Annotated in this window: 7 protein-coding genes; 2 read left to right on the forward strand and 5 right to left on the reverse strand. The window is 44.8% G+C overall.

What is annotated here, in order from left to right:
• Positions 1 to 52 precede the first annotated feature (52 nt).
• From EKO24_RS11820 to EKO24_RS11830, 3 genes are read right to left on the reverse strand one after another with little or no spacing between them, the layout of a single operon-like run.
• On the reverse strand, positions 53 to 4,255 hold the full coding sequence (locus EKO24_RS11820) for an NACHT domain-containing protein (RefSeq protein ID WP_127029120.1): 4,203 nt from the start codon (positions 4,253 to 4,255) through the stop codon (positions 53 to 55).
• A 17-nt stretch (positions 4,256 to 4,272) separates the two neighbouring features.
• Complete coding sequence (locus EKO24_RS11825) at positions 4,273 to 4,659, reverse strand: type II toxin-antitoxin system VapC family toxin (protein ID WP_127029121.1); 387 nt, start codon at positions 4,657 to 4,659, stop codon at positions 4,273 to 4,275.
• Positions 4,656 to 4,901, reverse strand: coding sequence for a type II toxin-antitoxin system Phd/YefM family antitoxin (locus tag EKO24_RS11830; protein ID WP_127029122.1), 246 nt, complete (start codon positions 4,899 to 4,901; stop codon positions 4,656 to 4,658). The genes EKO24_RS11825 and EKO24_RS11830 overlap by 4 nt, the downstream gene beginning before the upstream one ends.
• Before the next feature lie 270 nt (positions 4,902 to 5,171).
• Between EKO24_RS11830 and EKO24_RS11835 the strand changes: the two genes are divergently transcribed.
• Together EKO24_RS11835 and EKO24_RS11840 are read left to right on the forward strand one after the other, a co-directional pair.
• Entirely contained in the window at positions 5,172 to 7,835 is a 2,664-nt protein-coding gene (locus tag EKO24_RS11835; protein WP_127029123.1) for a cation-translocating P-type ATPase, read from the forward strand.
• Between the two features lie 287 nt (positions 7,836 to 8,122).
• Positions 8,123 to 10,792, forward strand: coding sequence for a UPF0182 family protein (locus EKO24_RS11840; protein ID WP_127029124.1), 2,670 nt, complete (start codon positions 8,123 to 8,125; stop codon positions 10,790 to 10,792).
• 49 nt (positions 10,793 to 10,841) lie between these two features.
• Here EKO24_RS11840 and EKO24_RS11845 read toward each other — a convergent pair whose 3' ends face one another.
• The gene (locus EKO24_RS11845; RefSeq protein WP_127029125.1) at positions 10,842 to 11,285 is read right to left on the reverse strand and encodes an Rsd/AlgQ family anti-sigma factor; all 444 of its coding nucleotides are present in this window, start codon (positions 11,283 to 11,285) and stop codon (positions 10,842 to 10,844) included.
• 177 nt (positions 11,286 to 11,462) lie between these two features.
• Positions 11,463 to 12,089: a helix-turn-helix transcriptional regulator gene (locus tag EKO24_RS11850; protein WP_127029126.1), complete on the reverse strand. Its 627-nt coding sequence runs from the start codon at positions 12,087 to 12,089 to the stop codon at positions 11,463 to 11,465.
• Positions 12,090 to 12,200: the final 111 nt, after the last annotated feature.

Below are 12,200 nucleotides of genomic sequence, written 5' to 3' on the forward strand. Positions count from 1 at the left end.
TGTTTGCCGGAAATACCGACTCTCGCTGCCGCTCGAGTCGGCTTATTCCGGCCTACCGGGCTACCGATTTAACCAATGGATTTATGGTTCCATCTACATTGTTTTCATTTAAAGTAAAAATGCCTGAAAGTTCCAGCCATTGTGTGTATTCAACCTGGTCATAAATGTTTCCATAGATTTGTTTCTCACCCAAACAAGTCCAGAATATTTTTAAATTGTTTTCGTTCAAAAATCGCAATAAAGCATCTTTTCTAATTAATAAACAAGAACCTTCTTCCTGGTTGACTGACGGATCGAAACAAACAACTTCACCCTCAGTATTTAACCATTCGCCAATATTTTTTGAATATTGAAGCTGCATTTTTTCATACATGTACTCTCTGGGAGCAAAATATGAGGGTTGTTCTCGATAGTCGGCTCCTGATTCCCAATTATGTCTTTCCGTTGTGACCATTACTTCGCCTATGACTTGCTCATAGTCATTTTGTTCATACACATCTTCCCATTGGTTTCTGCCATAGTAAGGATTATCGAAAAAACGATAAGCAGGTGACCAATAATATTCACGAGAAAATACATGGTATTGGTCGCTATTTTCAGGAAACCATCTTCCCATTAAATGTTGCTGCTTTGCCCAAGCAGTCAAGCCTTCAGCTTGTTCTGAAGAGACAAAATAACTTCTAATTTGATACCAAAGATGTTTGTGTGGATATTCATGTTGCTCATACCCAACAGGCACAGATTCGTCCCAGCTAGGATAGGTTTCTAACACAAGCCATTCATTGCCTTGGCTATCTTTGATCTCAATAATTTCTTTTGGATTTGGCAAGTTTTCAGTACTAATTAACCAATTTTGATGGCTATCATGCCAATCGTTATACTCGACTCTATCCCACCAAGATTCGTTGCGATTAAACGAAGAACTACTGCTAGGACGGTAAACCGATGTTGGGTCTATATTCCTAACAAAAGGTTCCCAAGTACCTTGATACCAAATATATTTTTTTTCATCATGCCAGCCAGCTGATCCATCTTGCATTTGATCATTGTCAGCCAGCCTAGCAAGCACTTCATAAAAAGCAAGCCATTGATATTTCTTGCCGATTCTTTCTTTTTTATTAGTGTGCCTATCGCCAGAGCTGGCATGATTATCAAATTCGCCATGCTTTTTGACATCGTACCCATATGTTTCAAAAATTAACTTGCAAGCGTAATTACTTAAATCGTTGGGGTCGAATTTGTATTTCCAACTAGATAAAGCGCTTTGAAAGGTGTAACGTCCAAAATCGCCATAGCTGCCTCTTCCTCTGCCATACTCCGTAACCATAGAACGCAGTATTGCATTTTGTCCCCAATAATCTTTTGCATCGTTCAGTTTATAGTCGTATTTGTAAGCATCAATTTCTTTATTACTAGGAAAACTACTTGGAAACTGGCTTTTATAAGGTGGGCGTATTATCTGGGAATCTGTTAGGGTAAAAGCCTGTTTATACAAAGCATATTCAATAATATTTCTGGCATAATCTCTAACCAATACATTAGGATAAACTTCTTCTTTTTCGAAAACGGTTGTTAAGATAAATGTAGATAACTCTGTTAATCCATTTAAATCAACTGAACGTAATACTGCGCCATAAGTTGCGGCAAGAATACGCTCATAAACATATGGATCGTTAACAGTATGAAAGTCAGCTAAAAGCCCAGTGATTATTGGAAGATTATTTTCCAATACGCAAACTAATGCCTTTGTTGCCATATCTCTAAAACTAATATTAGTACTGGTAAATAGCCATGCTAAAGATTTGCAAGCTAATAATCTGGATTCAGCGGATAAGTAATTTTTATTGCAATCATGCAACGCCCAATCGATAAGCCTTTGCATTGCTGAAACTTCATCATTTTTATGATGTAAATAAGTTGTCCACATAGCATCACGATCAGCTAATGAGAATTTCATCAAGAAACGATGCAAGCTATGTGCATTAAAGAAATGGTCAGGATCTGACGATACGGAATAGACCATTTGAAAAAACAAGTCGAAAGTATAATCGTCAACTAAGACTTGCTGATTAACATAATCTTTTACTTTTTCTGTGATAGTTTCCGGTTTTCTCCAGATTAGACTTTTAACAAATGCTTCAACTATTGCCCTGTTTGATTTTTTTTCATCAGAAACCAATTCATATAATTCTTTGTCTATTTTTTCGGGAAGTTGAATTGATAAGGCTTCGACTATGCCTTGATACCTATAAATATGATTGACATATTGGGCTAATGCACCTTCATTTTGGAAAGCAATTTCAGGGTTACTTTTATCAAGATAGCTTTCGAGTAAATAGGCCGTAGTTAAATGATCTTCAAAACGTTCATAAGCAAAATAAATAATATCTTCATTATTATTTCTCCAATAGATATTTTTAGATAAAACGCCTTCTGAAATTAAATTATCAATAAAACCTTTTCTGTCACTATATTTTGAAATTATGCTATTTGCTATATCAACTGCTGAGTCGTAAGGGATGATACTTAAATCATTTTGTAGTTTATGTTGGATGAGCGCGTTGATTACTTTTTTTACCAGCTGTTTACCGGATGCAGGCTGATAGTCAAAAAATGAAGGGTGTGATAATTTTTCATCAACACTTGCTAAAAAGAAATCTATGATGCTGGTTATGCCGCCATAACCTTTTGGAATTTGCTTTTGACCGGAACGCTTCAAACCTTCACAAAATAATTTTAAAAATAGCGGATTGCTAAATTCTGGATGTAATAAAGGTATGCTGGGCTGCTCAATGTCATATTGAGAAAAGAAGAAACTGGAAGCTTGATATTCAACATTTTCAAATCCATGATGCGCCACCCTGATGATGGTATCGTCAGGAATTAAGTCTTTTGGAGTTAATAATGTTTCATAAGAGGTTCTTATGCTTAATACAAGACTTAACCAAGGATAATTTGAGAAATCATTGATAAATCCTTTTATATAATTACTCCAGAAATAGCGCCCTCTGCCTTCGTTAATTGCATCGACGATAAAAAGCAGACGCTCACCTTGCGCTTCGGCTCTAGCATTCAAAGCTCCTAATAACTCCTTCTCGTTGCATTTTAGTCGTAGTAAATTATTAAGAATTTGTGTCCAAGGTGCCTCATCAGAACTAAGGTGTTGCCCTAATAAGAGAATACATGATTTATTTTCATTAACTCTTTTTGAAGCAATATCCGCTAATAAATGGGATTTTCCAATTCCCGCTTCACCTGAAAGCAACATTATTGGTAAGTTGGCTAAACATAATGTCGGTTCATTAATAAATTCTTGGAATTCGTATATAGCATTGTAAGCATTTCTTATATTGAAGTTTTTATAGTCAAACGTGTCTTTAGATAATTCGCTTTCTTTATTTTTTAAGGCATATTGGTATTCATGTAGCGACTTTATAATAAATTTACAACCTTTCTGAATAGCTTCGATGTCAAAGTAAAGTAATTCTGACTTTTGGGAATTTTCAAATTCTCTATCTAATAGACTAATCAAATTTGTAGCCGCATCTTGACCTAAAAACTCTGCATCTAATTCTTTTAAATTTTTAAGAAGGGCGTGAAGTCTGTTTTTGAAATAGCCACGAAATCTATCGTTTCTACTAAGTGCGTCGAAGTGCTTAGCAATATCTAACTCAAAATTTAATTCTGGCGTATAGCGGTGTCCTAAATTGTGAATGCTATTTTCAATATGTGATTGAAACCATTTATCCGAGAATTCTTCTTTTGAAAACCAAAATAATCTTCTGCCAGCGTGTTCTTCCTTAGACAGCCGATGAATCAGCTCCGAACTTCCCCAATATTCAAAAGTAATACTTCTTCCTAAATCATTTGCATATTTACTCCATTCCTGCGTTTTTTCATTCCATTTATCCATAAACCACGATTGGTTATCGCGTCTTGGATCCTGCCTATCCAAAGGAATGCAAATGTAGTATTTAGTTAATTTAGGGTGAGTTCTAAGTGCTGTTTCAAAAGATTCTTTAAGCTGTGACCATTGCGAACTTCCCATAGATGAGAAATATTTAGCTTGCCAGCCGTATTCTTCACCACTTTCTAAAACACAGTAGGCTTCAACGCCTCCATCTGGAGCGGCTATACGATAGAACTCCTTTTTATTAGCAATTAGTTCTTCTCTTGCCAGTTGACAAATCAATTCTTCAAAAGCATTGTTTTGAGAGTTGTTAAATGATTTTATATTTTGCCATTCGATAGACATTTTTAGGTTCCTTATAATTAAACCTGCCGAACCGGCCCCGGATACTTCGCCACCAAAGCATCCGCTGTCAACAAGGTGATTCCCTCGACAGTGGCCTGCGCTACAAGGATGCGATCGAATGGGTCTTTATGAATGGGCGGCAAGCTATCGATAAAAACGGCATGTTCACTGCTGATAGCCAATTCCTGATAGCCGTTGTCCAGCAGTCCACGACGTAGCACTCTTGCATTGACTTGAAAATCGGAACGTCCAAGCCCGCGCTTGATAGCGATTTCCCAAAGGCTGGCCGCACTGAAAAGCAGCTCGTTCGACGGGTCTTCCAGTAATGGACGAGCAACTGCTGACAGCTGGTCAGGCGAGCCAGCCGCCCATAATAATAAGTGGGTATCCAACAGCAGCTTCATTCTTCATCGCCAAAAAGCAGCTCAATTTCCTTGCTACCCATGCTGTCGAAATCATCAGGAACGGCAATCTGTCCTTCCATGAAACCTAGTCTTCGAATTTGTCCTGCCGATGGAGCATCCAGCCGAGTTACTTTAACCAGCGGTTTTCCTGCTTTTGCAATGATGAAAGATTCACCCTTTACCGCCTGATCTACCAACCGGGACAGTTGGGTTTTCGCTTCGTGTATATTGACTGTCTGCATGATAAACCTCATTAGATTAAGTTCAGTTGGTTTAGTCTATACATATGCGAAGCCAAAAACCAGAGCATCCTTTGAAAGCGCTGAACAAGTTGATTCCATTTATGGTTCGACAAGGCTCTCCTGAGTTTATCGAAGCCTGTCATGAGCTTGTCGAATGGTGCTCACCACGAACGGAATCAACAACGCTATCTTGTTTTCACTTTTAAAGGATATTGCAATCACTATACAAACTGAGATACTGACAACACCCGCCTCACCGGAGATCAACCCTTGACCAAGCAACAAAAAAACAAAAGTAGACAGCCCCCTTCACCTCCCTGGCATCTTCTTGAAGCTTGGCAAACCACCGCATGGCTCAAGGTCGATCCAGAAAAAGGCCTCGATCATCAGGAAGCAAAAGAACGCCTCGAAACCTACGGCCCGAACGCGATCAAGGAACAACGCCGCCGGGGACCGGTGCGGATGTTTTTCGGACAATTCGCGGATTTCATGATTATCGTGCTGATTTTAGCCTGCATCGTTTCGGGCGTGGTCGGCGACTTGACGGATACGGTCGTCATCCTTGTCATCATCGTGTTGAACGCGATCATTGGCTTCATCCAGGAATACCGCGCCGAAAAAGCCGTGGCCGCACTGAAACGCTTGTCCAGCCCCACCGCGCAAGTGCTGCGCGAGGGAAAAATCCAGACTATCGCAGCCAAGGAATTGGTTCCCGGCGACTTGGTCATACTTGAGGCCGGCAATATCGTCCCGGCAGACTTGAAGTTATTGGATGTGGCGCGGCTCAAGGTCGAAGAAGCCGCCTTGACCGGCGAATCGCTGCCGGTCGAAAAATCGGGAGCATTGATCCGGGAACTGGATTCGCCGCTCGGCGACCGTCTGAATATGGCTTACAAGGGCACGGTAGCGACTTACGGCCGCGGCGTCGGCATCGTCATCGCGACCGGAATGGACACCGAGCTTGGCAAAATAGCGGAACTGCTGCGCCAAGGCAAAGAAACGAAAACCCCGCTGCAACAACGCCTTGCCACTTTCGGCATGCGCCTTGCGCTGTTGGTTTTAGCCGTCTGCGCGATTATTTTCGTGGTCGGTTTGTTGCGCGGAGAACAGCCTTTGTTGATGTTTCTGACCGCCGTCAGCTTAGCCGTTGCCGCTATCCCGGAGGCCCTGCCCGCCGTAGCGACGGTGACCTTAGCCATCGGCGCGCGCAAGATGGTCACGAAAAACGCGCTGATCCGCCGCCTGCCCGCAGTGGAAACTTTGGGTTCGGTGACTTTCATTTGCTCGGACAAGACCGGCACGCTGACGCAAAACCGCATGCATGCCGAAGCGTTTTACGTCGAAGAGCGCTTGCGGGAAGGCATCGCCGGCGATTTTCCGGCTCCGCTGTTACGGGCGCTGGCGCTGAATAACGACGCCCGCCGCAACCACGAAGGACAGCTGCTCGGCGACCCCACCGAAATCGCGCTGTACGAAGCCGCCGAGAGCGTGGGCTACGTCGGCGCCGATCTGGTCAAAGCAACCCCGCGACTGGATGAAATTCCTTTCGATTCCGAGCGCAAGCTGATGACCACATTGCATCAAGAAAATGGCGAACTTTTCTCTTACACCAAAGGCGCGCCGGAAAATGTGCTGCCTCGCTGCATCAGTTTATGGACTGTTGACGGCCCGCAGCCGTTACCGGAAGAGAAGATATTGGCCGCCGCCGAGCAAATGGCCGCGAACGGCCTGCGAGTATTGGCCCTGGCCTGCCGGCAATTCCCCGAGCGCCCGCCAACGCTGGACGCCGACTCTGTCGAAACCGGGCTGTGTTTTCTGGGATTGGCCGGGCTGATGGACCCTCCGCGCCCGGAAGCCAAGGAAGCGGTGGCGCTTTGTAAGACCGCCGGAATTACGCCGGTCATGATTACCGGCGACCATCCGGCGACGGCCCGCGCCATTGCGCTCAGGCTCGGCATCGTAGACGACGGCGGCAAGGTACTGACCGGATCGCAACTGGCGCAGATGAGTCTTCAGGAATTTGAGGAGCAAGTCGAAGACGTTCGTGTTTATGCCCGCGTCGCGCCGGAGCAGAAAATCAAAATCGTCAAGGCGCTCCAAGACCGGGGAGAATTCGTCGCGATGACCGGGGACGGCGTCAACGATGCGCCGGCTTTGCGCTCCGCGAATATCGGCATCGCAATGGGCAAGATCGGCACGGATGTTGCCCGCGAAGCGTCGCACATGGTGCTGCTGGATGATAATTTCGCTACGATCGTCAGCGCTGTGCGCGAGGGACGGCGGATTTTCGACAACATCCGCAAATTCATCAAATACGCGATGACCTGTAACTCGGCCGAAATATGGACGTTGTTTTTGGCGCCTTTTTTGGGCTTGCCGATTCCGTTGCTGCCTATCCATATTCTCTGGATTAATCTGGTCACCGACGGCTTGCCGGGCTTAGCGCTAGCCGTCGAACCGGAAGAGCGAGGACTTATGCAACGTCCGCCCCGCGCGCCTCAGGAAAGCATTTTTGCGCAAGGCATGTGGCAGCATATTCTGTGGATCGGCCTGTTGATGGGCGGCGTTTCGTTATTCGCCCAAGGCTGGGCTTATTTTACCGGCACCGCGCATTGGCAGAGCATGGTGTTCACGGTGCTCGCCTTGTCGCAGATGGGACATGTACTGGCGATCCGGTCGGAACGGGAATCGCTGTTCAGTCAGGGATTGTTTTCCAACAAACTGGTTTTGGCCTCAGTGCTGTTGACCTTCGGCCTGCAAATGGCTGTACTGTATGTGCCGGTTTTGCAGCCGATTTTTAAAACCGAGGCTTTGAGCCTGAACGAGCTGTTGTTCTGCCTGGCGCTTTCGTCGGTCGTGTTCTTTGTCGTGGAAATTGAAAAATGGCTACGCCGCAAAGGCTGGATTTACCGGAACGGCCGGCAAAGCCATTAGCCTGTTCTGAGAGCTGCCCCAGATTAGACCTTCCAGGTTTCTAAAACCTGGAAGGTCTGCTTATCGGCCTATTTCTCTACTAACGCCAAGATAAAAGCGACGCCATTCCGCAGAAACTTGTCTATAACGATATTACGCAGGAAACGATAAACAATGTAGCTGATGTTTTTTCGCGCCTTTCGTGTTTTTCGTGGGTCATGCTTTTATCAAGACCTGCGTAACATCAGTTACGAACCTATTATTGGATGCTAGAATACGTTAAAAACATTTTCTACTAAGAGGACGCTATGCGGAACTTGAAGCTTTTACCCGCGCTGATTGGAGTGACACTTGGCATTGCCGTTGTTTTATATGTCGCCTTCTATTTCATATTTCTCGATCTGTTTGTCGACTTATGGTGGTACGAATCATTAAAACTTGAAGCTTATTTCTGGCTGAGACTGCTCTACAAATTCTTCCTTGCAGGTGGCGTGACGCTGGCGTTTTTTGCGATTTTCTTTTTTCATTTCTGGATCGCTTCGCGCTATTTGGGCTTAAACCCGCCGGACGAGATTCTCAGCAATTTGGATAAGCGCCGGCGCTTCCAGCGCTTTGCCGATACCTTTTTGAGCGGTTCGGCAACCGTCTATACACCGGTCTCGCTGATATTGGCGGTGTTTATCGCTATCCCTTTCTACAGCCAATGGGAAACGACACTGCTGTATTTTTTCGGCAGCGACTCGGGTATAACGGAACCGGTTTACGGCAAGGACGTCAGCTTTTATATGCTGTCCTATCCAACCTATATGCTGATTCAGCAGGAAATGCTGACAACTTCCGCGCTAATCTTCTGCATGGTCGGCGCTTTATATTGGCTGGAACATGTTTTTATACCTAACCAAAGCTCCGAATTTCCTTTAGGCGCCAAGGTTCACCTGACCGTTCTAATCGGCCTTGTGGTTGCCTTTGTGATTTGGGGATTCATGCTGGATCGTTTTACGCTGCTTTATACCGACACGCATGAGCCGATATTTTACGGTCCGGGCTTTGTTGAGTTGCGCTATCACTTGCCGCTGATCTGGCTGGAAATTATTACCTTCGCGGCGACTGCAATCACGGCAGGCCTGTTCATTTTTTCAGAAAAACACCGGGTAAAAGAGCCGTTTTTAATATCGCTTACCTTGTTCCTCTGCGTAGCAGGTTTGCCGAAAATTCAATTTATTCCGGATTTAATCCAAAAATATATAGTCAACCCGAATCCGGTCAAATCCAATAAATCGTTCATGAAATACAACATCGATGCGACATTGGATGCATACGATTTAAAAAATATTAAAACGGTCGATACGACGATTCAGCTGGATGCAACCAAAGACATTGAAACATGGAGCACGCAAAAACATTTTGAGAATATTCCGGTTTGGGACAGGGAATTCATCATCGACAACTATAAGCAGTTGCAGGAAATAAGGCCTTATTACAGAATTCTGTCTGTCGATGAAGACCGCTATTTTATTCTCGACCATACCCGGCAGGTTAACCTTGCAGCGAGGGAAATTAACGTTTCGAAGTTGCCGCCTGAAGCGCAAAACTGGGAAAACATGCATTTGCGCTATACCCACGGCTATGGCGCCGTCGTCACGCCCGCAGCGCAGGATGCCGACAGCCCCCTTGTCTGGTATTTACGCGATTTAAACATGTACTCGGATGTCGGTTTTAAGGTCGAGCATCCGGATATCTACTATGGCCTGGAGCATTTCGACTATGCGATCGTTCCGAATAAGCTCGACATTGTAGGAATAGCCGGTTCCAATGCACCCAACACGGAAACCGCTTATCATGGCGAAGGCGGCATCCCCATTCCGTCGCTATTCAGGAAAGCATTGTTTGCCGCTTATTTCAACGACGAAAAAATATTCTTTTCAACCAATATCTCTTCGGAGAGTAAAGTCAAAATCCGCAGAAATATAACTGAGCGTATTAGCAGATTAACGCCCTTTTTACATCTGGATAAAGACCCTTATCTGGTTATAACCAAGGATAGGTTCTACTGGATACAGGACGCCTACACCTTGTCCAACAAGTATCCGGTATCCAAACCCGCGGACGATGATTTTCTGGAAGGTCACCAGGATTTTAACTACATCCGTAACTCGGTTAAGGTTGTTGTCGATGCTTTTGACGGCGATGTCGATTTTTATATTTCCAACCCATCGGACTCGATTATTCAGGCTTACAGCAGCGCATATCCCGGCTTGTTTAAAAACCTGGAGGAAATGCCGGCTGAATTAAGGCAGCACTTGCGTTATCCCCGCGATCTCCAATACCTGCAAATGAAGGTATACGCCAAGTATCATCAGCAAAGCCCTGAACTATTCTACGAACAGGCCGAAACATGGCAGTTCGCCAATGTCCGCGGAGAAACGGTACGGCCTTATTATCAGACGATGGACTTTGGCAACTGTAACGATAAAGAGGAATTCGTATTGATAAACCCGATGACTCCCGTTAACAGAGGCAATCTGAGTATGATAGGCGTAGCGGGAACGCTGGATAAAACCAACTGCGGCCCGGACTACAAGCCCGGCATTACCGTTTATAAGTTCGGCAAGGATGTCCAGGTTAACGGCCCTGCGCAAGTTGAAGCGCTGATTAATCAAGACCCTGAAATTTCGGCGCAGTTTACGTTATGGGGACAATCGGGCTCGGTTGTTGAAATGGGCCGGATGATTATTCTGCCGATGGGCAATACCGTTCTCTATGTTCAACCGATTTATTTAGCTTCAACCAAGAATAAAATCCCCGAACTAACCAGGGTCATTGTTTCCATCGGCAATCAGGTCGTCATGGACAAGACGTTATGGTCGGCTTTTAACCGTCTAAAACAAATCTACGTCAAGAATGCCGCGCAAAGCGACGGCAAGGAAACGCCGAAAGCGATTATAAACAGGCAGGAAAAAACTAAAGAAACAAAGTAGCCATATAAGACCAGCGGCGTGACAGCCGCTGGTCGTTATCAAAAAACAGCTATTGCAGCATCAACTCACAAAGACGGTCTTCCAGATCGATTCTTTTCGCCAGATTTTCACCTAAGGCCGATAAATCCTGTTTCAGATCGTCAAGAACGATTGCAGCCCCGCCTTCATATTTATCGTTAAACGATACTGCCGCGTCCGTCGTGGATGACAATGCCGGATAAATTTGTTCGGCGGCTGACAATGCCGGATCTTGGCTGTCGGCATCCCTGAACAGGCATTCGCAAATGCCAAAATGGCCAAGAGAAACGTAATCGATCAATATTTCAGAAAACCGGGCCAGCTTTTTTCTCACTGTCGGGTTAGCCGAAAAAGGCATCAGTGCGGCGACATGACAATATAAAAACCAAACCTGTTGTCTTTCATGTTGTAATTCGGCTATCAACTGATGAGCCTGTTGCTTTCTTTCCGGATTAAGTTGAACTGCGATCGACATGAGCGGCCTCCTGATTTCAGTTAGTGACTTTAATTTATGTCGATTCTCATGAAAGCGCAACAATTAATTAAAATATAAGACAATTATATAAACAACCCGGTTGTTATTCCGGGCTATCATCGACATGATTTACTGAAACGGGCGCTATTACCGGCAACCAACCAAGCACTGCTTAAACTATTTAATTCTAAAACTACAGTTGCAATCGCCCTTGGCCATACAACTTAATTGCTCGACTTGTTTATCCAACAACGCCGACATCAGCGCCACATCGAACTCGCAGACATCATGGTGTTCCTGCGCCAAGTCGTGATAAATACAATTGTAAGCCTGCATATTCAGGCCCTCCGCCTCAGGCTCCCTGTCAACTTTAACGTGAAAACCAAGACCGGCCATCACTGTAGCCAACTCATCAACCCGTTCATGCAAATCTTTCCCTTCAAACCTGCCCTGCAACTTATCCGCCAGCTTGCCGCCCAGTTTTTGCATATAGGCTTTGAATCGTTCCGGACCGATTTCCTGCTGCAGATCGCTAAGAATTAATGCCGAAAACCAGGCATATTGCTTCGGAAAATAATTATTGCCTTTGTCGGTCAAGACGTAGATAGCCACCGGACGTCCGGCTGTCTTATTGTGAGCGCTTTTTTTAATATAACCATCGCGCTCAAGAACAACAAAATGCTGCTGCACACCCGTTCTGGAAATATCCAGCGCCTTCGCCAGATCGTCAACGCTCAAGCCGCTCGGGCTCTCAAGCAAATATTCAAGTATTTGATGTTGGCGGGAACTTACGTTTTGAGACATCGGCGAATTCATCCTTTTCGTTATAACGTTATTGGACATAGAGTCATAATAGTTTATTATGACACATATAACTTATAAAAGTTTTATATAGCAAAAAAACGTCTATTGTTA

This window comes from Candidatus Methylobacter oryzae (assembly GCF_003994235.2).
Lineage (GTDB): Bacteria > Pseudomonadota > Gammaproteobacteria > Methylococcales > Methylomonadaceae > Methylobacter_A > Methylobacter_A oryzae.

Bases quoted from the DNA above. Each gene is read 5' to 3' on its own strand.
- EKO24_RS11840 (WP_127029124.1), top strand. From the start codon at position 8,123: ATGCGGAACTTGAAGCTTTTACCCGCGCTGATTGGAGTGACACTTGGC.
- EKO24_RS11825 (WP_127029121.1), bottom strand. From the start codon at position 4,659: ATGAAGCTGCTGTTGGATACCCACTTATTATTATGGGCGGCTGGCTCG.
- EKO24_RS11850 (WP_127029126.1), bottom strand. From the start codon at position 12,089: ATGTCTCAAAACGTAAGTTCCCGCCAACATCAAATACTTGAATATTTG.
- EKO24_RS11830 (WP_127029122.1), bottom strand. From the start codon at position 4,901: ATGCAGACAGTCAATATACACGAAGCGAAAACCCAACTGTCCCGGTTG.
- EKO24_RS11820 (WP_127029120.1), bottom strand. From the start codon at position 4,255: ATGTCTATCGAATGGCAAAATATAAAATCATTTAACAACTCTCAAAAC.
- EKO24_RS11845 (WP_127029125.1), bottom strand. From the start codon at position 11,285: ATGTCGATCGCAGTTCAACTTAATCCGGAAAGAAAGCAACAGGCTCAT.